General features: G+C 73.9%; 24 protein-coding genes and 1 tRNA gene. 8 read left to right on the forward strand and 17 right to left on the reverse strand.

Translation table 11 applies throughout. The features are described from left to right. The first annotated feature begins 3 nt into the window (after window positions 1–3). Entirely contained in the window at window positions 4–2,064 is a 2,061-nt protein-coding gene (locus SJY07_RS13990; RefSeq protein ID WP_328293630.1) for a SpoIIE family protein phosphatase, read from the forward strand. On the opposite strand, the gene SJY07_RS13995 is transcribed toward SJY07_RS13990, so the two are convergent. The 9 genes from SJY07_RS13995 to SJY07_RS14035 all read right to left on the reverse strand — a co-directional run bounded on the left by SJY07_RS13995 (window position 2,051) and on the right by SJY07_RS14035 (window position 6,180). After that, the gene (locus tag SJY07_RS13995) at window positions 2,051–2,464 is read right to left on the reverse strand and encodes a hypothetical protein (RefSeq protein ID WP_380159920.1); all 414 of its coding nucleotides are present in this window, start codon (window positions 2,462–2,464) and stop codon (window positions 2,051–2,053) included. The genes SJY07_RS13990 and SJY07_RS13995 overlap by 14 nt on opposite strands. A 31-nt stretch (window positions 2,465–2,495) precedes the next feature. Then, a tRNA-Gly gene (locus SJY07_RS14000) sits at window positions 2,496–2,568 on the reverse strand. Between the two features lie 17 nt (window positions 2,569–2,585). Continuing rightward, on the reverse strand, window positions 2,586–3,557 hold the full coding sequence (locus tag SJY07_RS14005; RefSeq protein ID WP_380159922.1) for a glycoside hydrolase family 6 protein: 972 nt from the start codon (window positions 3,555–3,557) through the stop codon (window positions 2,586–2,588). 127 nt (window positions 3,558–3,684) lie between these two features. After that, window positions 3,685–4,248 (reverse strand): hypothetical protein, encoded by a 564-nt coding sequence (locus SJY07_RS14010; protein WP_380159924.1) that lies wholly within the window; start codon window positions 4,246–4,248, stop codon window positions 3,685–3,687. After that, entirely contained in the window at window positions 4,245–4,784 is a 540-nt protein-coding gene (locus SJY07_RS14015; protein ID WP_380159926.1) for a DUF6286 domain-containing protein, read from the reverse strand. The genes SJY07_RS14010 and SJY07_RS14015 overlap by 4 nt, the downstream gene beginning before the upstream one ends. Beyond that, entirely contained in the window at window positions 4,781–5,191 is a 411-nt protein-coding gene (locus SJY07_RS14020) for an Asp23/Gls24 family envelope stress response protein (RefSeq protein ID WP_380159927.1), read from the reverse strand. Before SJY07_RS14020 ends, SJY07_RS14015 begins: the two co-directional genes overlap by 4 nt. Continuing rightward, window positions 5,184–5,360: a DUF2273 domain-containing protein gene (locus SJY07_RS14025; protein ID WP_380159929.1), complete on the reverse strand. Its 177-nt coding sequence runs from the start codon at window positions 5,358–5,360 to the stop codon at window positions 5,184–5,186. Before SJY07_RS14025 ends, SJY07_RS14020 begins: the two co-directional genes overlap by 8 nt. A 32-nt stretch (window positions 5,361–5,392) precedes the next feature. Beyond that, on the reverse strand, window positions 5,393–5,701 hold the full coding sequence (locus SJY07_RS14030; protein WP_328293623.1) for a hypothetical protein: 309 nt from the start codon (window positions 5,699–5,701) through the stop codon (window positions 5,393–5,395). After that, window positions 5,698–6,180, reverse strand: coding sequence for an Asp23/Gls24 family envelope stress response protein (locus SJY07_RS14035; RefSeq protein ID WP_380159932.1), 483 nt, complete (start codon window positions 6,178–6,180; stop codon window positions 5,698–5,700). The genes SJY07_RS14030 and SJY07_RS14035 overlap by 4 nt, the downstream gene beginning before the upstream one ends. Before the next feature lie 174 nt (window positions 6,181–6,354). On the opposite strand from SJY07_RS14035, the gene SJY07_RS14040 reads away from it, so the two are divergent. Beyond that, complete coding sequence (locus SJY07_RS14040) at window positions 6,355–6,927, forward strand: sigma-70 family RNA polymerase sigma factor (protein WP_328293621.1); 573 nt, start codon at window positions 6,355–6,357, stop codon at window positions 6,925–6,927. Beyond that, the gene (locus tag SJY07_RS14045; protein WP_380159934.1) at window positions 6,918–7,394 is read left to right on the forward strand and encodes a hypothetical protein; all 477 of its coding nucleotides are present in this window, start codon (window positions 6,918–6,920) and stop codon (window positions 7,392–7,394) included. The genes SJY07_RS14040 and SJY07_RS14045 overlap by 10 nt, the downstream gene beginning before the upstream one ends. Here SJY07_RS14045 and SJY07_RS14050 read toward each other — a convergent pair. From SJY07_RS14050 to SJY07_RS14065, 4 genes are all read right to left on the reverse strand, one after another. Then, window positions 7,372–8,517 (reverse strand): RNA polymerase sigma factor, encoded by a 1,146-nt coding sequence (locus SJY07_RS14050; protein WP_380159936.1) that lies wholly within the window; start codon window positions 8,515–8,517, stop codon window positions 7,372–7,374. The two genes, SJY07_RS14045 and SJY07_RS14050, sit on opposite strands and share 23 nt — an antisense overlap. A gap of 8 nt (window positions 8,518–8,525) precedes the next feature. Then, entirely contained in the window at window positions 8,526–8,933 is a 408-nt protein-coding gene (locus SJY07_RS14055; protein ID WP_380159938.1) for a YciI family protein, read from the reverse strand. A gap of 104 nt (window positions 8,934–9,037) precedes the next feature. Then, window positions 9,038–10,063 carry a carbon-nitrogen hydrolase family protein gene (locus SJY07_RS14060; RefSeq protein ID WP_380159940.1) on the reverse strand — a complete coding sequence of 342 codons (1,026 nt, stop codon included), beginning with the start codon at window positions 10,061–10,063 and terminating at the stop codon, window positions 9,038–9,040. A 180-nt stretch (window positions 10,064–10,243) separates the two neighbouring features. Then, window positions 10,244–10,777 (reverse strand): TetR family transcriptional regulator, encoded by a 534-nt coding sequence (locus SJY07_RS14065; protein WP_328293616.1) that lies wholly within the window; start codon window positions 10,775–10,777, stop codon window positions 10,244–10,246. Window positions 10,778–10,908: 131 nt separating this feature from the next. Here SJY07_RS14065 and SJY07_RS14070 point away from each other — a divergent pair, with 131 nt between their 5' ends. Next, window positions 10,909–11,733: an SDR family NAD(P)-dependent oxidoreductase gene (locus tag SJY07_RS14070; protein ID WP_328293615.1), complete on the forward strand. Its 825-nt coding sequence runs from the start codon at window positions 10,909–10,911 to the stop codon at window positions 11,731–11,733. A gap of 20 nt (window positions 11,734–11,753) precedes the next feature. Here the strand turns inward: SJY07_RS14070 and SJY07_RS14075 are convergent, their stop codons facing one another. Then, the gene (locus tag SJY07_RS14075; protein ID WP_328293614.1) at window positions 11,754–12,281 is read right to left on the reverse strand and encodes an FBP domain-containing protein; all 528 of its coding nucleotides are present in this window, start codon (window positions 12,279–12,281) and stop codon (window positions 11,754–11,756) included. Between the two features lie 42 nt (window positions 12,282–12,323). Then, window positions 12,324–15,035 (reverse strand): EAL domain-containing protein, encoded by a 2,712-nt coding sequence (locus tag SJY07_RS14080; protein ID WP_328293613.1) that lies wholly within the window; start codon window positions 15,033–15,035, stop codon window positions 12,324–12,326. A gap of 237 nt (window positions 15,036–15,272) precedes the next feature. Between SJY07_RS14080 and SJY07_RS14085 the strand changes: the two genes are divergently transcribed. From SJY07_RS14085 to SJY07_RS14100, 4 genes are all read left to right on the forward strand, one after another. Next, a complete protein-coding gene (locus SJY07_RS14085; protein WP_380159944.1) occupies window positions 15,273–16,982 on the forward strand; it encodes a putative bifunctional diguanylate cyclase/phosphodiesterase in 1,710 nt (569 codons plus the stop codon). Between the two features lie 86 nt (window positions 16,983–17,068). Continuing rightward, entirely contained in the window at window positions 17,069–18,151 is a 1,083-nt protein-coding gene (locus SJY07_RS14090) for a spore photoproduct lyase family protein (RefSeq protein ID WP_380159945.1), read from the forward strand. A 54-nt stretch (window positions 18,152–18,205) separates the two neighbouring features. Next, window positions 18,206–18,814, forward strand: a complete 609-nt coding sequence (locus SJY07_RS14095; RefSeq protein ID WP_380159947.1) for a dihydrofolate reductase family protein — start codon at window positions 18,206–18,208, stop codon at window positions 18,812–18,814. Beyond that, window positions 18,811–19,350, forward strand: a complete 540-nt coding sequence (locus SJY07_RS14100) for a RidA family protein (RefSeq protein ID WP_380159949.1) — start codon at window positions 18,811–18,813, stop codon at window positions 19,348–19,350. Before SJY07_RS14095 ends, SJY07_RS14100 begins: the two co-directional genes overlap by 4 nt. Before the next feature lie 31 nt (window positions 19,351–19,381). Here the strand turns inward: SJY07_RS14100 and SJY07_RS14105 are convergent, their stop codons facing one another. Further along, window positions 19,382–19,948 carry a dihydrofolate reductase family protein gene (locus tag SJY07_RS14105; RefSeq protein ID WP_380159951.1) on the reverse strand — a complete coding sequence of 189 codons (567 nt, stop codon included), beginning with the start codon at window positions 19,946–19,948 and terminating at the stop codon, window positions 19,382–19,384. A 58-nt stretch (window positions 19,949–20,006) separates the two neighbouring features. Next, on the reverse strand, window positions 20,007–20,708 hold the full coding sequence (locus tag SJY07_RS14110; protein ID WP_328293606.1) for a WYL domain-containing protein: 702 nt from the start codon (window positions 20,706–20,708) through the stop codon (window positions 20,007–20,009). Window positions 20,709–20,721: the final 13 nt, after the last annotated feature.

The following is a 20,721-nucleotide window of genomic DNA, read 5'->3' on the forward strand; positions in this document are numbered from 1 at the left end:
AGGGTGGTGTTCAGTCTGCCCTTCGGCTCCGCGGCAGACCTGCGGTCGGCCTACGAGGCCGTCGACTGGTCCGCGACGACCCTGGGGACGCCGGACGAGTGGCCCCGCACCCTCCGCCGAGCCCTCGAGCTCGCGCTCGAGACGCGGTTCCCGGTCCTCATCGCCTGGGGCCCCGACCTCACGATGCTCTACAACCAGGTCTACGCCGACACGATCGGCCGCAAGCACCCCGCGCTGGGACGCCCCGTCCGCGAGGTCTTCGCCGAGACCTGGGCGGAGCTGGAACCCCTCTTCGCCCGGGCGATGACCGGGGACGCCGTCTGGTTCACCGACATGCCGGTGATGATGGACCGCAGCGGGTTCCTGGAGGAGACGTTCTTCACGTTCTCCTACTCCCCGGTCCGCGACGACGGCGGGGCCATCGCCGGGGTGGTGGACATCGCGGCGGAGACCACCCGACAGGTGCAGGACCACCGTCGCCTCGAACTCCTCAGCCGCCTCGGCGACCTCGCCACCGAGCTGCAGCCGCCGCTCGAACTGGCGAAGCGCGCCCTGGACGTGCTGACGACGCTGCCCGCGGACCTGCGGGCGGTCGACCTCCAGCTGCCCGGCCACGAGTCGACGTTGCCGCCCCCGCCGTCCGTGCTGAGCCCCCGCCAGGTCCTCGTGCAGGACGAACCGGGTGCGCCGAGACTCGCCTGGGTCCGCATCCCGGCGGCCCTCGGGGGCGAGTCCCAGGGGGTCCTGGCGGCCGTGCTCAGCGACCACATCGCCCTCGACGCCACCTACCGCGACTTCCTCCGCCTCGTCGCCGCCACCGTGGGCGACGCCCTGTCCGCCGCCGCGTCCTACGAGGCCGAACGTCGCCGCGCGGACCTGCAGCAGTGGCAGGCCCGGCGCCTCGCCGGTCTCGTCGCCGTCGCCCAGGCCATGCCCGACGCCCAGGACGAGCACGACGTCCTGCAGGTCCTCGGCCGCGGCGCGATCGGCCTGCTCGAGGCCGACGGCATCGTGCTCGGGGTCCTCCAGGACCGCAGCCTGCAGGTCCTGGGCGACGTCGATGACCCCGCGGCCGCCGCGCTCGCGGGAGCCCTCGGCGGGGCACCGGTCGTCCGCGACGACGGCCCCGGCACGAGCGCCGCCTGGCCGCTGCGCCTGACCGACCGCGTCGTCGGCGCCCTCGGCCTCTCCTGGCGCCGGGACCGCGTCCTCACCGCCGAGGACGACGACCTCCTCAACGCCCTCGCCGCCTCCACCGCGCAGGCGCTGGACCGGGTCCGGGCGCTGCGCTCCGAACGCAAGGCGGCCGCCGCCGTCCGCAGCCTGGCGGAGACGTTGCAGCGCAGCCTGTTGACGTCGGCGCCGCTGCCCCAGCACCTCGAGATCGCCGTCCGCTACCTCCCCGCCGCCGAGCACGCTCAGGTCGGTGGCGACTGGCACGACGCCTTCCTCACCGCCTCCGGCACCACCTGCCTGGTCATCGGCGACGTCACCGGTCACGACCAGGACGCCGCCGCCGCGATGGGTCAGGTCCGCAACCTGCTGCGCGGCATCGGCTACTCCCTGGAGGTCTCGCCCGCCGCGGCGCTCGCCGCCCTGGACCGGGCGATGCGCGACCTCGGGGTCGGTGCGCTGGCGACCGGCGTGCTCGCCACGATCGAACCCCTCGACGGGTCGCAGGACTGGCGGCTGCGCTGGTCCAACGCCGGCCACCCCCCGCCGCTGGTCGTCTCGCCGGACGGTTCGAGCCAGCTCCTGCGGACCCGGCCGGACCTGCTGCTGGGCCTGGAGGCGGAGTTCGTCCGGGCCGACCACGTCCACGGCCTCCCGCCGGGCGCGACGGTCCTGCTCTACACCGACGGGCTCGTGGAACGCCGCGGCGCCTCGATCGACGACGGCCTGCAGTGGCTCGCGGAGACCGCCGCGGGGTTCGCCGACCGCTCGCCCGCCGAGATCTGCGACGCCGTGCTGGAACACGTCGCCGGCCACGCCGAGGACGACGTCGCGGTCCTGGCGGTGCGGGTCCGCCCGGACCCCCTCGACGAGGCCGTCATCCCGTCCTGAGGTCCCGGTCCCGAGTCCGCTGCGGGTGTCGGTAGCCGCCGTCCTCGAGTCCCGCCCAGCGTTCGAAGACGTTGTGGTGCGGGCGGTTGCGGGTCACCAGCGCGTTCAGGCCGTAGAGGGCGAGGAACGGGGTGGTGCCGAGCAGCGCGTACTGGTCGGCGTGGCGGAGCTCGTGGCGCCGTCGCTGCGGCCCGCCCAGCCCGCCGTGCAACCAGACGTTGCCGAGCGTCGTCCCGCCCCGGCCGTAGCTCCCGCGCGGCATCCCGGAGCACTCGACGAACAGGTCGTCGCCGAGGGCGATCGTCGCGCCGTGCGCGCGGGCCCACAGGAGGGCGAGGGTGCTGACCGGCAGGTTCCGCCAGGCGCGGAAGGCGGTCCAGAACGCAGAACGGCCCCTCATGAGAGGGACCGTACCTGCTGTGCTGCGTGAGAGCGGACGACGAGACTCGAACTCGCGACCCTAACCTTGGCAAGGTTATGCGCTACCAACTGCGCTACGTCCGCAACGTGCGTCACCGACTCTACACGGCTGAAAGCGCCAGGGCGTACTCCGGCCACCACTCCCCGGCTGCGGGTTCACCCGGTCGGCAGGCGCCGTCGGACTCCCCGGGACGCTTCACCCACAGCCACGCGTCGACGAGACGCTCGCCCGTGGAGGTGCTCGGAACCCGCCCGATCGTGGCCCCGGCGGGGTTGCACCACGCGAACTCGTCGCCCGTGTCGGGGGCTCCGGAGCCGTTGCGGCTGGTGTCGACGACGAAGTGCGCGCCGCCCGAGAGCTTCGACAACCGGCGACCGTAGGCGACGTTCGCGGCGGTGGTCTCGAAGTTCGACACATTGAGCGAGAAGCCCGCGGCCCGGTCGATCCCGCTGGCCTGCAACGCCACCGCCAGGACCGGGAGGTCCTGCACCCAGTCCGGGTGCCCCGCGTCGAGGTAGACGTGGGTCTGCGGCAGGGCGGTGAGGACCTCGACGGCCTGACGCAGCAGGCCGTAGCGCGCCCGCGGGTCCAGGTGGGGGCACCCGGTGATCGAGAGCGGGATCGCGTCCGGTTCGAGGACGACGACGGCGGGCCGGTCCCCGATCCCGGCGGCCAGTTCGCGGATCCAGTCGAGGTAGGCCGCCCCGTCGGCGGCACCCCCGGCGGACTGCGACCCGCAGTCCCGGTCGGGGATGTCGTAGGCGACGAGGACGGGCAGGCTCCCCGTCGCCGCGGCCGCCGTCGTCAGCCGTTGCGCCGCCGCACGGGGCGGGTCGCCGGTGAACCAGGTCGCCGTGGGCTCCTGCGCGAGGGGCCGGAGCTGCTCGGCGAGCGCGGTCCGGCCCTCGGCCTCGTAGGCCGCGAGCTGGCGCCGCGCCGAGGAGTCCGGGTCCGCGTACAGGGACTGCCCGCTGAGGGGTCCCGCCGTCTCACCGGTGCCACCGCCCCCGCAGGTCAGGGCGACCAGCAGACCGCCGACCACCCCGAGCGCGCTCGTGCGACGACGAGCCACGACACCCCCAGCACGCACAGCGGCGGGGCCGTCCCGCGGTCCCAGTAGACCCGGACGACCCCGCCCTGTGACGCTCCGTCACCTGCACGGCCCTCACTCACCCCCCGAACAGCCCTCACGGGTGGGGTCAGGCGACGCGGGCCCCACGGTCGGCGCGGGCGACGCTGAGGCGCACCCGGCCCACGACGTCGGGCCGGCCGAGGACCTCGAGCAGCTGCCCACGGATCTCCGCGGCAGCGGCGGCGACCTCACCGAGGTCCGCGCGGGGTTCGACGGTCGCCGAGAGTTCCGCGACGAGGTTCCCGCGGTCGTGCACGAGGCGGCCACTGGCCGAGCGGACCCCGGGAACACCCGTGAGGACCTGCGCGGCGGCCCGGGTCGGGCCGTCACCGTTGACCTGGAACGTGCCCCGGCCACCGGAACCGGGCAGCAGCACCGCCCCGATCCTGCGCTGCGGCAGGTGCGCGAGCAGCCACCACAGCGCCAGCAGCGCGAGGACGACGGCGACCGCCCCGCAGGCCGCGGGGAACCACCCGGCGTCGAGCGCCGAGGTGACCGCGCCGGTGTCGAGGGTGGTGTCGGGCAGCAGGTCACCCGTCCACCAGGCCAACCCGGCGACCCCGCCGGCGAGCAGGACGAGACCGAGGAGGACGGCGAGCGTCCGGTCCAGGGCGAGGACTCCGCGTTTCACGACAGCACCTCCGGTGCGTTGACCCGCACCCGGACGCGGGGAGCGCGGGACAGGGGGGCGAGCTGGGCCGCCACGGCCCGGGCGACGTCCTCGCGGACGTCCGCGGACGTGGCCTGCACCGCGACCGACACGGTCTTGCGCGACGCGGTGGTCTTGGCCTCGAGCACCCCGTCGCAGCGACGGGCGGCGCCGGAGGCGAGGCGGGCGACGTCACGGGTGGAGAGGTGGACCCCGGCCGCGCCGGCGACCGAGATCGCGCGGCGGGAGCGGCGACCGAACCCGGTCACCACCAGCCACGCGCCCAGCACGATCGCGACGCAGCACACCGCGACGAGGGCGCCGGACGGTGCGAGACCGTCCAGGGACTTCGCGAGGGACGGGAGCCAGCGGCCCCCGCCGAACCAGCCCAGGCCGATCCCGGCCTCCCGGCCCAGCACGACGGCCAGCGCCAGCAGCAGCACGGCCAGGACGGGACCCACGGCGCCGATGCGACCGGAGCCGGTGCGCGCGGCGGCCGCGCGTTCGGAGCTGCTCACAACACCCTCCTGGTGGTCTCGGGCTGGTCGGTCACGTAGGTGGCGACGACGACCGACACGTCGTCGGCGGTCATCCCGGCGTAGTGGTCGAGGGCCTCGGTGACCGCCGCCTGGACGCGGGCCGCGACCTGCGGGGCGGGCACCGGCCACACGGCGGCGACCTCGACCTTCACCCGGGCCCGGTGACCGGCGACGGTGCAGTCGACGTCGGGGTAGGAGCGCCCGAGGACGCTGTCCACGACGCCGGAGACGGCCGCCGCCGCGGTGCGGGGGTTCGCGCTCGAGGTGCGTCGCGTGCCCGGTACGGCGGCCGCGGCCTCGACGATGCGGGACACCGCGCGCTCGGAGACGACGAGACGCCCCCGCTCACCCGCTTCGAGGCGCTCCGGCGCGAGGGTGTCAGCCACGACGGCCCGGCAGCAACGACGTCAGGTCGACCCGCCCCTCCAGGTGGGCACCGATCAGGTAACCGATCGCACCGAGCAGGACGCCCAGCAGCAACCAGCCGAAACCGGCGGTCGCGCCGATGAGGACCAGCAGCAGGCCGGCGATCAGGCCCGTGGTGGAGGAGGACATGACAGTTCCCTTCGAGGGGGTTTCAGAGGTTTTCACGCGAGGTCGTCCACGTGGACGCGGACCTCGGGGCGGGCGCCCGCCGCGGTGAGGAGTTCACCGGCGGCGACGTGCACGGCCTGGGCGACCGTGCGGAGCGGCACGTCCGGCTGGAGCACGACGTGCACCTCGGTCGGTGCCTCGGTGCTGCCCAGCCGGATGCCGGCGACGCGGCGACCCGGCAGGTAGGTGCCGATCTCACCGAGCGCTCCGGCGTTCAGCCGGACGACGCCCGGGACCTGGAGCACAGCGGCCGCGAGGGCGTCGGCCAGTTCCGGGACGTCGCTGGGATCGGCGGGTGTCACTGGACGCGCGTGGTGGTGGTGCGCACCGGGGTCTCCTCGGCGTCGTCCTCGTCGGGCAGGTGCACGTCGGAGACCTCGAGGTTGACCTCGGTGACCTCGAGCCCGGTCATGCGCTCGACGGAGTTGATGACGTTGCGGCGCACCGCGGTCGCGAGGTCGGCGATGGCGACGCCGTACTCGGCGATCAGCTCGATGTCGACGGCGGCCTGACGCTCGCCGACCTCGACGGACACGCCCTGGGAGTGGTTGGTGCGGCTGCCGGGGATGCGCTCGCGCAGGGCACCGACGGCGCGGGCGGCGCCGCCACCGAGGGCGTGGACACCGGAGACGTCCTTCGCGGCGAGCCCGGCGATCTTCGAGACCACGGTGTCGGCGATGGTCGTCACGCCGTGCGCGGAGGCCAGGCCGGAGGGAGCGGTGGAGGTGGCGGTCGCCCCGGTGGAGGTGATGGTCGACTTCTGGTCGGCGGTCTGGGTCATGAGTTTCTCCTCGTGTCGTCCCGCGGCGTGGTTGCCGCGTTCACAGGGGGTAGAGGGAGCCGCCGGGGAAACGTCACGCGACCTTGAGTGTGACCTGCACCACAGGTTTCGACGGGTGGTCCAGCGCCGCCCGTGCTCTGATGCGGCAGGACGGAACAGGGGGTCGGCAGGTCGATGCACGACGGATCCACGGACGGGACCAGGGATGACGCGACCCTCACCGCGCTCGCCACCATGGGCGACCGCGACGCCTTCGCCGAACTCGTCGAACGCCACGGCCCCTCCCTCTACCGCTACGCCGCACGGCTCCTCGACGACCGCAGCCAGAGCGATGACTGCGTCCAGGAGACCTTCCTCGCGGCCTGGCGCGGTCTGAAGAACTTCCGCGGCGACTCCTCCGTGCGCACCTGGCTGTTCACCATCTGCCGCCACGAGGTGTTCCGCCGTTCCCGGCGCAAGAACGACGACCTCGTCCTCGACGTCGAGCTCGACGAGGTCCGCGACCAGATCCGCGACCTGCGCGCCGACCCCGCCCGGACCAGCGAGGCGGCCGCGCTGCGGGAGGCGCTCGACCTGGCCCTGCAGCTGCTGCCCCCGCGACAACGCTCGGCCTGGATCCTGCGCGAGGTCGAGGAACTGAGCTACGAGGAGATCGCGGAGGTCCTCGGCACGACGAGCACCGCGGTCCGTGGTCTCCTCGAACGAGCGCGCACCGCGTTGGCGAGCACCCTGGAGGGATGGCAGTGAACCGCGAACCGCGATCTGGTGACGAGGCGTTGGCCCTCGCGACCGCCGCGCTGCGCGCCCACACCGAGACGGGCTGGGTGGCCGTGCGCGCCGCCGTCCTCGACCGCGTCCGTCGCGCCTTCCGCCCCGCCGACCCCGTCGTCGGCGCCCACGAGCTCGGCGAGTTCCTGCTCAGCGGCGACGTCCTCGTCACCCAGCTGCGGCCCGCCGTCGACGCGGTGACGGGGGTCTCGGCGCTCGCGATCAGCTGCGCCACCGACGAGGCGCAGCACCTCGAGACGGTCGTGGTCGACGTCTCCGCCGGCTACGGCGTGCACCTCCCGTCGCTGGGTCGCGAGGTCCGAAGCGCTGTGCTGCAACGACTCCGGACGGTCCTCGGCGACGCGGCCCCGCAGGCGGACCAGGTGCTCGTCGACGTCCACGTCGCCGACGTGTCGCGGGCCCTCAGTCGCGGAGGCGAGCGTTGAGCCGGGCGGCCCGGCGGATCAGGTGCTCGCGCTCGGCCAGGTTCCCGGCCGCGAGCGCCGCCTCGGCGTAGAGCCGCGCGGCGCCCGCGAGGTCGCCGTCGCGTTCGTGCAGGAACGCCGCCACGGCCGCGTGGCGGGGGGTCGCGGCGTCGACCTCGGCGAGGGCGGCCAACCCGGCCCGCGGCCCGTCGGCCTCCCCGAGCGCGACCGCCCGGTTCAACCGCACGACGGGGGTGTCGGTGAGGCGCAGCAGTTCGTCGTACCACTCCACGACCTGGACCCAGTCGGTCGCCTCCGTGCTCGTCGCGTCGGCGTGCAGGGCGGCGATGGCGGCCTGGGCCTGGAACTCGCCCAAGCGGTCCCGGGCCAGGGCGGCCTGCAGGATCGCCACCGCCTCGGCGATCGCGCCCGTGTCCCAGCGCGAGCGGTCCTGCTCCGCCAGCGGCACCAGCGACCCGTCGGGGGCGGTCCGCGCGGCGTGGCGCGCGTGGTGCAGCAGCATCAGGGCCAGCAAGCCGCGGACCTCGGGGTGCTCGACGGCGAGCGAGAGCCGACGCGTCAGCCGGATCGCCTCCGCGGCGAGGTCGACGTCGCCGGAGTACCCCTCGTTGAACACCAGGTACAGCACCCGCAGCACGGTCGCCACGTCGCCGGGGGTGTCGAACCGGACCCCGGCTACCGTGCGCTTCGCACGGTTGATGCGTTGCGCCATGGTCGTTTCCGGGACGAGGTAGGCCGCGGCGATCTGCCGGGTGGTCAGTCCGCCGACGGCGCGCAGCGTGAGCGCCACCGCCGAGCTCGGGGTCAGCGACGGGTGCGCGCAGAGGAAGTACAGCTGCAGCGAGTCGTCCCGCGACGTCGTCGGGCCGGTGGCGGGTTCCCGGTCCCGGCGTTCCTCCCGCCGCCGGCGGGAGGACTCGGCGCGGGTGGCGTCGAGGAACCTGCGCCAGGCCACCGTGACGAGCCACCCCTCCGGGTCCCGCGGGCGCTCGGACGGCCACACCCGCACCGCCTCGACCAGAGCCTCCTGCACCGCGTCCTCGGCCGCGGCGAAGTCGGCCCCGCGGCGGACGAGGACGGTCAGCACCCTCGGGGTGAGGGTCCGGAGCAGGTCCTCGTCCACCGCCGCGCTCAGTCCCCGGTCGTGGTCGGGTTGGCCAGGAACGGGCGGAGCTCGAGCCACTCGTGGATCGGCCGGCCCCCCGCGCCGGGGGCCGCGGACAGTTCCCCGGCGAGTTCGACGGCGCGGTCGTAGCTGTCGACGTCGATGACCATCCAGCCCGCGATGAGGTCCTTGGTCTCGGCGAACGGCCCGTCGGTGACCGGCGGCCGCCCCTCCCCGTCGTAGCGGACCCAGGCCCCCTCGGGCGCCAGGGCCTGACCCTCGACGAACTCGCCCGACCCCACGAGGCGTTCGGCGAAGTCGTTCATGTACGTCATGTGCGCCGAGACCTCCTCCGGCGTCCACCGGTCCATCGACACGTCGTTCACCGGGGCCGGGGCGCCGCGGTAGTGCTTGAGCAGCAGGTACTTCGCCATCGTGGGTCTCCTTCGTCGGCGTGACCTCCACCGGTCACGGTCACTGCGGGGACGGAGCCGGTCCCGCGTTCTCGACATCGTTCTCGACATCGTGGCGCACCTCCTCAGAACGCGGCGCGCTCGCGGCTGCGTGGGTCGTCCACGGGATCCGCGGTCGACGCCTGCCGGGCCACCCGGCGCCACGGCCGCGCCTTCGTCACCGCCACCTCGACGTCGGGGGCGCCCTCGTCGAGCTCGACGGTGACCAGGTCGGTGGCCAGGTCGGTGCCCGGGTCGGTGCCCGGCGAGCACTGCCCGAGCCACCGGCCCCCGGGGGCGACGACCCCCGAGCTCGCCGACGCCTCCGCCTGCGGCGGCACGGCGAAGCTCACCCAGAACCCGTTGGTGGCAGCGTGCCCCCGGCACTCCAGCGCGAACGTCGCCGCGTTCCCCGCGCCGTCGCCGGTGCTGGAGAACAGCACGCAGTCCACGTCGAGCCGTTCGTACTCCCCGAACACCTCGGGGAAGTGGCACTCGATCCCCAGGGCGCAGCCGAAGCGACGACCGTCGACCTCGAAGGTGACGGGTTCGCGGCCGGGGGAGTACATGAACGTCGTCTTCGTGTGCGACATGAACCGCTCGTCGTAGCGGGTGTGGACCGCACCGGCGGCCGAGAGGACGTAGAGGCTGTTGTGCGGACGCAGCGGCGGGGTGAGCCGGTGCGTCGAGCCGAGGACCGTCCAGAGCGACAGTTCGCCTGCGAGAGCAGCGGTCTGCTCGAGTTCGGCGTGGAGGACGTCCCACGCGGTGGTGCTCCAGTCGGCCGGCCCGGGAGCACCCGGGGTGCTGGACACGACGAGCTTGTCCGGGAAGCACGTCGCCCCTTCGGGCAGGTGCAGCAACCGGGCGCCGGTGCGGTGGGCCCGCCGCATGAGGTCGCGGATCCGGGTCCCGGCGTCGCGCAGGGCGGCGGCGTCGGTGGGGTCGCCGTGCACGGGCAGTTGCCCCACGGCGAGACGGAACGGGTGGTGGTCGGTCACGGTGGTCTCCTCGACGGTGGGGAGGAAGTGCCGCAGGGCAGCCGTGTAGGACTCGCCGGTGCGGGCGGCGCGCGCACGCACGAGGCGCTTGAAGTTCTTGCGGGCTGTCACGTGGGCCTTCCGCGCCTCGAACCGGTGCCCCCCAGCGACGCGGCCGAGACGGAACGGACCACGACAGCGGACCCGAGGCGCGAACCCCTTTGCCTCCGCGGTGGGCCGAGCTGGGGTCGGCCGAGGAGGTTGGGCGTGAGCCACGCCGTACCTCCACCCTGCCCCGTCGGGGGGAGGTCGTCAACGCTCTCCTCGCTCCAGTCCCAGGAGGGTGGCGAGGGAGCGGGTCATCACCTCCCGCGGGTCGGGGTCCTCGGAACCGGCCCACCGCACGAGGGACGTCGACACCGCGGCGAGGACGGCCCGCGCGACCGCCTGCGTGGCGACGTCGTCGGCCCCGGTCCCCCGACGTCGCGCGACGAAGGCGGCGACGACGTCGGCGGCGGCCTCCTGCTCCACCAGGAGGTGGGCCCGCAACGACGGCGTCCCGCCGATGACCCGGAGCCGCTGACGCAGCAGGGCGGTGTCGTCTCCGGGGTAGCGCAGCGTGCGCGGCAGCGTCTGCACCAGGGCCTCGCGCCAGGTGAGCTGTTCCGGAGCGGCCGCCAGGGCGTCCCGGATCGCGTCGTCGGCCTCCTTGCGGCCTTCCCAGACGATGGCGCTCTTGCCGGGGTAGTAGGTGAACAGGGTCCGTCGGGCGATGCCGACCCCGCGGGCGACGTCGTCCATCGTCGTGGCCTCGAAGCCCTGCTCGACGAACAGGGCCAGTGCCACGGCGGCGATCTCCGCGGCGGACGTCGCGGGGGGTCGGCCGGGGTTGCGCCGAGGGGGTGGGCTCCCCTCGGGCGGTTGATGCACTGAGTGCTTCAATGTGCTCACCACGTCCGATCGTCGAAGGAGACGCCATGTCCACCACGCCTGCCGGTGCCGCTGCCCCGGAGTTCCCGCCGCAGTCTGCAGCGTCCGCGCCCGTCCCCGCGCACGTGCCCGGACGCTTCGCGGGGAGGACCGCCATCGTCACCGGGGCCGGGTCGGGCATCGGCCGCGCCACGGCGCTGCGCCTGGCCGCCGAGGGCGCGCGGGTCGTCGCCGCGGACGTCGTCGCCGAGCGCCTCGACGCACTGGTCGCCGAGAACCCCGACCTGGACCTCGTCCCCGTCGTGGGCGACATCACCGGCGAGGACGGCGTGCGGTCCGTGGTCGACGCCGCGGGCGGCCGGATCGACGCGCTGGCCAACGTCGCCGGCATCATGGACGCCTTCCTGCCGCCCGCCGAGGTCGACGACGCCACCTGGGACCGCGTCCTCGCCGTCAACCTGACCGCCCCGATGCGGCTGATCCGCGCGGTGCTGCCGGTGATGCTCGAGGCCGGTCACGGCGCGATCGTCAACGTCTCCTCGGAGGCGAGCCTGCGCGCCTCGGCCTCCGGCGTGGCCTACACCGCCTCCAAGCACGCCGTGAACGGGCTCACCAAGAGCGTCGCCGTCTTCCACGGCAAGCAGGGCATCCGGTGCAACGCGGTCGCTCCCGGGGCGGTGGCCACGAACATCGAGGCCCCCATGAGGTCCGAGCACGCGGCGCGGGTCGTCGGCCCGATCATGCAGGCCATCGTGCCCGCCCCGGCCACGGCCGAGCAGCTGGCCGCGAGCATCACCTGGCTGCTCAGCGACGACGCGGCCAACGTCAACGGCGTCGTGCTGCCCTCCGACGGGGGCTGGTCCGCCATCTGAGCGGGCCGCCGGACCCGGGTTCAGACGGTGGCGAGGACCTTCTCGGCGAAGGCCGCCGCGCGCTCGCGCAGCGCGGCCTCGCGCTGGGAGATGCTCAGACCCGGGTCCGGCTTCAGCGTCGGCGTCGGGCGCAGCACCCGGACGTTGTCCGCGCAGGCGAGGTCGGTGCAGACGTAGGTGCCGACGGTGTTCAGCTTCCGGCCCGAGGCGCCCGCGCGGGCGGCGACGAACAGCGACACCTCGCCGGGGGCGCGGGTCGTGCGGCACAGGTCGCACATCGCGGTCGTGCGGACGCCCTTGCCCGGGGTGGCGCGCAGCGCCAGACCCACGACGGCCCGGCCGAGCGGGACGAGCATCCAGCCCCGCTCGGGCGACTTCGGGTCGCGCCAGCCGACGACGTCGTGCGCGGGGTCGCTCCCGTGCACCCACTCGGGGACGCGCATGCGGTGCGCCTCGCCGCGCGAGCAGTTCGTCATCGTCGAGCGGATCGCGTCGTCGGTCACGTGACCGGCGTCCAGGGCCGAACCGTTGTGCGGCAGAACTGACACGTCATCTCCCTCGGAGGAAAAACCTCCGCGAGAGTACGCCCGTCAGCTCGCCGTCTCGAACCGGCAGGTCTCGTCGAAGATGTCCTGGCAGCCGCGGACGGCTCCTTCGAGGCGGTCCGCCGGGACCGGGCGGGAGAAGTAGAAGCCCTGGACGGTGTCGCACCCGGTGGCCTGCAACGCGTGCACCTGCTCCGGCTGCTCGACGCCCTCGGCGACGACCCCGAGGCCGAAGCTGCGGGCGGCGCCGACGACGAGGCGCACGAGTTCGACCGTCCGGGGGTCGTCGGAGTCCACGAAGCTCTTGTCGATCTTCAGGACGTCGACGGGCACCCGGGCCAGCTGCCCGAACGAGGTGTAGCCCGTGCCGAAGTCGTCGATCGCGACGCGGACGCCGATCGCGCGCAGCTCCGCCAGGCGCGACCAGGCGCCCTGGTCCTCGACCATGACGGTCTCGGTGATCTCCAGCGTGAGGCGGTCGGGGGAGGCCCCGGCGAGCGCGAGCGCCTCCCGGACGTCGTCGACGAGGCGGGGCGAGCGCAGGTGCCGCCCGGACACGTTGACGGCCACGCGCAGTCCCGCGCACTTCCCGCCGGCGGCGTCGAAGGTCCGCAGCTGCTCCAGCGACGTCTTCAGCGCCCACCGGCCGAGGTCGCAGATGAGGTCGGAGCTCTCCGCGATCGGGATGAACCTGCCCGGCGGGACGAGTCCTTCACCGGGCTTCTCCCAGCGGACGAGGGCCTCGACGCTGCGGACGCGACCCGTCGCGAGGTCGGTCACCGGCTGGTAGTGCAGGACGAGCTCGTCGGCGACGAGGGCGTGGCGCAGTCCCTCCTCGACGGCGGCCTGGGTGGCCAGCGCCTGGCGCAGTTCGTCGTCGTAGACCTCGACGCGACCGCGTCCGGCGGCCTTGGCGCGGTAGGCGGCGGTGTGCGCCTCCTGCAGGAGGCGGTCCGCGCCCAGGGTGTCGTCGAGCGCCTCGTCGGGACGGCTCAACGCCACCCCGATGCTGGCCCCGACGCGGGCCTGGGTCTCGCTGGACCCGGCGAGGCCGATCGGTGCGGACACCGTCTCGATGAGGGCGTGCCCGAGGTCGAGCAGTCCCCTCTCGTCCGGGACGGGTTCCACGAGCACCAGGAACTCGTCGCCGCCGAGGCGGGCGACGACGTCGACGGCGCGGACGCGTTCCCGCAGCCGTTCGGCCACCGTGCGCAGCACGGCGTCGCCCGCGCCGTGACCGAGGGAGTCGTTGACCGCCTTGAACTGGTCGAGGTCGATGAACAGCAGTCCGACGCGCTCGCCGGTGCGTCGGGTGCGGCGCAGGGCCCGGTCGGTCTGGGCGAGGGCCTCGGCCCGGTTGGGCAGGGTCGTGAGGGCGTCGTGGGTCGCCTGGTGGGCCAGGTCCTCCTGCAGCTGCTCCCGTTCGTGCATCGCCCCGAGGATCTGCTGGACGGAGGCGTGCACGACGCGACCGAGCGGGCCGCCGACGGGACGTCGCAGGATCTCGTCGTCGAGGTCGCCGTCGGCGACGGCCTGGGCCTGGGCCTGCACGGAGCGCAGGCTGGCCACGGCCGCGCCGAGACCGCGGGCGACGGTGCGGGTCTCCGGCGGGCCCTCGACGACGACGTCGACGAGTTCCCCGAGGCTGATCGCCTCGGCCGCCCCGGCGAGGCGGGCCAGCGGCCCGCCGATCGAGCGGCTGGTGTAGAGCGTGCCGCCGACGGAGAGCACGAGCAGGACGGCGGTGATGAGGGCGTACTTCACGAGTTCCTCGTGGGCCTGCGTGCGGTAGGCCTCGGCGGTGGCGACGGCCTGGCCGGCGGCGATGTCCAGCGTCGCGCGCAGGGCGTCGTCGCGGCCGACGACGGCGCGGCTGAGGGTCAGCAGCACTTCGGCGTCGGGCACCGTGGCGGTCGGGCTGGCGACGGCGGCGGCCAGGGTCTGGTCGATGGTCCGGGCGTCGCCGTCCGCGAGCGCCTCGATCCACCCCGACCGGACCTTCGCCTGGGCGGCGTTCAGGACCTGGTCGGAGGCGAGGCGGAACCCGGCCCAGCTGCCGAGGAACAACTGCCGGGCGGGGCCTTCGCTGCCGACGGGGGCGGCGACCAGACCGAGGTAGTAGGGGATCTCCTCACCGGCGAGCGTCGTCGCCCGGGCCGTCCACTGCAGGTCGGCGACGGACTGCTGGATCTGCTGGTCGGCCCCCTCGTCGGCCGCGAGGGCCAGGTGGTGGTCCACGGCCGTGCTGAGCGCGTCGACGAGGTAGCGGTACTTGTCGAAGAGCTGACGGTTGTTCGTCGTGCGCTGGCTGGGGGTCTCGCCGGCGCCCCAGGAGGCGCGGACGGCGGCGAGGCGGCCCGCGGTGGAGTCGACGACGACGCGGACCAGGGCGTCCTGGCGTGCGGAGGTGACGGTGGCGTCCGTGCGGGCCGTGGCGCCGCTGTAGAGGGTGTGCAGGCTGATCGCGAGGTCGTTGCGTTCGTCGGTGGTGCCCTCGGGCGTGCTCAGGTCGAGCATCTCGACGCTGGAGACCAGCGGGATGGCCTCCTCCGCGATGCGGGCGCGCAACCCGTCCAGGGCCACGGCGGCGCGGACCTGGCGGACGGCGTCCTCGGCGGCCTGGACCCGCTGGAAGCGGTGGGTGACCAGGATGGAGGCGAAGGCCGAGAAGCCGATGAGGGGCACGAGGACGAGGACGAGGAGCCTGGTGCGCAGGCTGATCGTGCGCCGGTCGCGCTGCTCGGGAAGGTCCGCCACCTGACATGGATCGACCGGCACGGGCCTCGTCCTGAGTCCGATGCGTCGGGGTGCGTGATCCGTCGCCCGTTCGGCCCATCGGTGGCCCGGGTGGTTGCTCTGAGTGATGGAGCGAAAGCTGTGGGGAGTGGTGGCTCTGTAACGTTTGTGCCATGGCCCTCGAGGCGGCAGACTCGTCGATCAGCTGGATTCTTCTAGAAGATTCGGCGATGGGCTGCGGCCTCGAGGGGGTGTGCCGTGCAGGACGGATCGACGGGCGTGGACCTGGCCCAGGTGGTGATGTCCGCTGCCGTGGGGCTGGCGGTGACCGACCTGCGTGGCCGGCTGCTCCGGCTGAACGACGCCTTCGCCGAGCTGCTGCACCGCAGCGTCGACGACCTGCAGGGTCGTGCGACCGCCGAGGTCCTGTCCTCGCCCGAGGGCGCCCACGACGTCGACGGGACCGTGGAGCAGCTGCTCCAGGGGATCCCGACCGTCACCGGTGACGTCCTCGTCCACCGCCGCGACGGATCGGTCCTGCGCGGCCAGACGCTGTCCTCCCTCGCCACGACCGGCGCGGGGACCTCCGTCGTGCTCCTGCAGCTGCTCGACGCCGGCAGCCGCGGCCGTCGCCGGCCCGTGGGCGACCACGACGCCCTGACGCACCTGCGCAGCCGCTCGGCCGTCCTCGCCGACCTCACCACCCGCTTGCCGGCCCGGTCGGGACTCGTCGGGGTCCTGACCTGCGACCTCGACCGCTTCCGCGTCGTCAACGAGAGCCTCGGCCACCGCGTCGGTGACGAGGTGCTCGTGGGCGTGGCCCGCCGACTGCTGGCCGGGGTCCGTGGTGGCGACGTCGTCGGGCGCCTCGGCGACGACGAGTTCGTCGTGGTGCTGGGCGGGCTCACCGACGTGGCCGAGGCCGTCGACGTGGCCCACCGGCTGACCCGCAGCCTGGCCGCACCGCTGGAGATCGAGGGGATCGACGGGCCGCGCGAGATCCGCTGCGCCGTCAGCACCGGCCTCGTCGTGGTGGACCTCGGGGCGCCGCCCTGCCCGAAGGCCGGGCCCGGGGTGCCGGCCCTCGACGCAGCGGCCCTGTTGCGCGACGCCAACACCGCCCTCGACGCCGCGAAGGCGGCCGGAGGTGGCTGCTGCCGGGTCTTCACCGGGGCCATGCGGGAGCAGGCGATCCGTCGCCTCACGGTCGAGAACGACCTGCGCCGCGCCCTGGAACGGGGTGAGCTGCGGGTCCACTACCAACCCGTCGTCCGCCTGGCGGACCGCCGGCGCACGGGGTTCGAGGCGCTCGTCCGCTGGCAGCACCCGGACCGCGGGCTCCTGCTCCCCGCGGAGTTCCTGGACGTGGCCGAGGACTGCGGGCTGGTCACGGCCATCGACGCCGTCGTCCTGGAGGAGGCGCTGGACTTCCTCGTCCGCCACCCCGGGGACCACGTGGCCGTGAACACCTCCGCTCGCCGCCTCGACGGGACGTTCGCCACGGCCGTCGCGCGCGGCCTGCGGCGCCGCGGGCTACCGCCGGAGCGGCTCGCGGTGGAGCTCCTGGAGACCTCGCTCGTCTCCGGTGACGCCACCACGGACGGCGAACTCGCCGACCTGGCCCGGCTCGGTGTCGCGGTCCTGCTCGACGACTTCGGCACCGGCTACTCCGCGTTGTCCTACCTGCGTCGCCTGCCCGTCTCCGGGCTGAAGCTCGACCGCTCCTTCGTCTCCGACCTGCCCGACGACGTGACGTCGGACCGCATCGCGGCCGCCGTCGTCGGCCTCGCCGACAGCTTCGGGCTGAGTTCCATCTGCGAGGGGGTCGAGACCGCCGCCCAGGCCGCGCACCTCGCCGCCCAGGGGTGGGAGTCCGCCCAGGGTTTCCACTTCGGCGTCCCCGCTCCCGAGGAGAGCTGGTTCCCCCGCGTCGGCGCACCGGTCGCCACCGTCCAGGTCTCCGCCTGACCCGTCCCGCGGCCGTCGACGTGAGGTGACCGAGGGCACACCCGCCCCGTGGATGGCCCCACCGCCCGGTGGCGTTGAAACGGGTGATGGACACCGTCGCCCGCACGAAACCCGTCCTCTGGGTTCCCCGCCACGTCCTCGTCACGGCGTCCGCGCACGCCGAACCGCACGGCCGCGCGATCCTCGACCGGCTCGTCGCCGCCGGCGTCGAGGACGTCCGCGTCCTGGCCGCCGACCGGCTGCCCCCGTTGCGCGGCGACGACGAGCGCGCCACCTACGCCCGAGCGAAGCGCACGCTGGCGATCGTCACCAGTTCGCCCACGAAACGCCGTCCCACCCCCATCCCGCCCAGCGCGGACTTCTCGTTCCCGCTCGCCGAGGGGTGCCCCGGGCACTGCCAGTACTGTTACCTGGCCGGTTCGCTGTCCGGTCCGCCGATCACCCGCGTCTACGCCGACCTCCCGCGGATCCTCGCCGGTCTCGACGAGGTCGTCGGGCGGGGCGGGGTGACGTCCGGCACCGAGGAACGCGGTCACGAGGGGACGACGTTCGAGGCGTCCTGCTACACCGACCCCCTCGCCCTGGAACACGTCACCGGGTCGCTGGCCGCGACGATCACCCACTTCGGCACCCACGACTGGCCGGGTCCCGTGCAGTTGCGGCTGACGACGAAGTACGACGACGTCGAACCCCTCCTCGACCTCCCGCACGGGGGCCGGACCCGCATCCGCGCCTCGGTGAACGTCGCCGACGTGGAACGTTTCGAAGGCGGTACGGCGAAGGTTCCCGCCCGGTTGCACGCGCTGGGCCGACTCGCCCGCGCCGGGTACCCGGTGGGCCTGACCATCGCCCCGATCATGCCCGTCGAGGACTGGCCCGCCCGGTACGCGGAACTCCTCGACGCCGCCGCGGCGGAACTCCCCGCCGACGCCGACCTGACCGTCGAGTGCATCACCCACCGGTTCACCCCGAAGAGCAAGGACGTCCAGCTCGACTGGTACCCCCGGACCAAGCTGGACCTCGAGGAGTCCACACGGTCGCGCAAGCACGGGAAGTTCGGCGCGGTGAAGTACGTCTACGACCGCGACACCATGCGTTCGTTGCGCGGCTGGTTCGAGTCCGCGATCGCCGAGCGCCTGCCGGCGGCCCGGTACCTGTACTGGACCTGATCCTCGCGACCGCCGCTCAGCCGGTCCGCCGCGGCCGAGAGCTAGGTTGGCCCGGTGGAGTTGACCATCACCCAGTTCCTCTCCCTCGACGGCGTGACCCAGGCGCCCGGGGACCCGGAGGAGGACACCGCCGGTGGGTTCGACCGGGGCGGCTGGTTCGTCCCCCACGTCGACGACGAGTTCCTCGAGACCGCCGTCGAGTGGATCGGTGAGGCCGACGCCTTCCTCCTCGGGGCGCGCACCTACGCGGCGTTCGGCCAGGCCTGGCCGCACGTCGAACCGCCGGACCCGTTCGCGCCGTCGATGAACGGTCTGCCCAAGCACGTCGTGACCACCTCCGCCCTCGACACCGGCTGGGGCCCGGTCACCGTGCACCGCGACCTCTCCACCGTCGCCACGCTCAAGGCCGTACCGGGCCGGGAACTCCAGGTCCACGGCAGCACCACGCTGAGCTGGTCGCTGCTCCAGGAGGATCTCGTCGACCGGCTGCGACTCGTCGTCGTACCCGTCGTCCTCGGTGCCGGGCGGCGGTTCTTCCCTTCCGCGGGGCCCGTCAGCGGGTGGGACACCGTGAGTTCCCGGGTCACCTCGACCGGTGTCGTCCTCTCGGTCCTGGAACGCAGCGACACCGTCGAGTTCGGCCGCTACCCACCCGAGTCGTGACCCCCGCCCGCACCGATGACGCCGACGTGCCCGCGATCGTCGACAGGTCCGGCAGCGACGAGCAGTGGTGGGCCACCGCCGGTCCGCGCGCGGCGGCGGACGTTGGCACGAGGCCGCCGAACTGGGAGGGTGGGAACCCCGCCGAAGGAGCCGACGTGACCCGGCAGACCATCTCGACCCCGGACGCCCCGACCTCGCCGTTCTACAGCCAGGGGGTGAAGGCCGGACCGCAGGTCTTCGTCTCGGGGACGACCGGCATCGACCCGAGCACCGGTCACCTCGCCGGTGACACGATCCAGGCCCAGACCCGCCAGGCGCTCACCAACTGCCGGGCCGTGCTGGCGGCCGGCGGCGCGAGCCTCGACGACGTCGTCGAGGTGGGCGTGCTGCTCGCCGCTCCCGAGGACTTCGCGGGGATGAACGAGGAGTACGCGCGGTGGTTCCCCACGGACCCGCCCACCCGCTACGCGGCCAAGCTGGGCGTCGAGGTCCCGGGACTGCTGGTCTCGATCCGGATGACCGCGTTCACCGCCTGAACCTCGGCCTGCGGGTTCTCCCGACCTCCGGTCAGCTCGCGTTCCGCACCGCGTGGCGCACCTGCACCACGCCGTTGCCGAACCGCCGGTGCTCCAGCAGGTCGAGGTCGACGCGCAGCCCCCGGGGCAGCGCCGGCTTGCCGCCGCCGACCACGACCGGGCACAGCAGCAGCACGACCTCGTCGACCAGACCGTGCCGGAACGCCTCCGCGGCCAGCGTCGCGCCCCCGATGCTCAGGTCCGCGTCGGACGACTCCTTGAGCGTCCGCACCGCGTCGGGGTCGAAACTCCGCTCGATCCTCGTCCGGGCCGTGGACACCTCCCCGAGGGTGGCGGAGTAGACGACCTTGTCGGTGTCGCGCCAGATCTCCGCGTACTCGCGGACGACGTCCGGTTCCCCCCGCAACCACTCGTCGTCCTCCCAGACGCGCATGGTCTCGTACATCCGCCGGCCGTAGAGCGAGGTCCCGATGCGGCGTTCGTGCTCGTTCCAGAAGGAGTGCACCTCCTTGTCGGGCACCGACCAGTCGAAGGCGCCGGTCTCGTCCTCGAGGTAGCCGTCGAGCGACGTGTTCGCCGCGTAGATGAGCTTGCCCACGGGTGCCTCCGCTCTGGGGGCTCACAGCGTCCCGCCTGCCGGAGTCACCGGCAAGGGGTCACGCGAGGCGCCGCGTCGGCCACCGCGCGAGGTCGGCTTCGAGCAACGCCGGGTCGCGGGCCGGCGGGACCTCGTCCAGGATCTCGAGCCGGGTGATCCGCTCGATGCGAAAACCGCGGATCGCCTCCCGCAGACGGCACCAGCCGACGAGCAGCCACGCGTCGCCCGCGCGCAGCAGGCCCATGGTCTCGACGTCGCGGACGGTGGCCGTAGCGCGGTCGTCCTCGCCCGCGTAGTCGAGCCGCACGACGCGTCGGGCGGCGATGACGTCGGCGAGCATCCCGAGCGGGACGGCCTCCCCCGCCGGGGCGACGGCGTCGACGACCTGCACCCTTTCCAGGACGTCCTGCACGGGCGCGCGGTGGTCCTCCGCCACGACCGCGGCGATCTTCGCCTTCGCGCGGCGCGCGGCCCCGCGGTACGGCGAGGAGTCCAGCAAGGCGAGCCCGGCGAGGACCGCCAGCGACTCGGCGGCCGAGAGGTTCAACGGGGGCAGCGAGTACTCCCTCAGGACCGAGTAGCCACCCCTGGCCCCGTGGTCCGCGTAGATCGGCACCCCGGCCAGCTGGAGCGAGGAGACGTCCCGTTCGATCGTGCGTGCGGACACCTCGAACTCCTCGGCGAGCCGGGCGGCGGACCACGGTCGACGCGCTCCGCGGAGCAGGTCGACGAGGGCGTACTGCCGCTCCGCTCGTTTCACCTCCCGAGTCTCG

Origin of the sequence: Kineococcus sp. R86509, assembly GCF_042466365.1 — a bacterium.
Taxonomy (GTDB): domain Bacteria; phylum Actinomycetota; class Actinomycetes; order Actinomycetales; family Kineococcaceae; genus Kineococcus.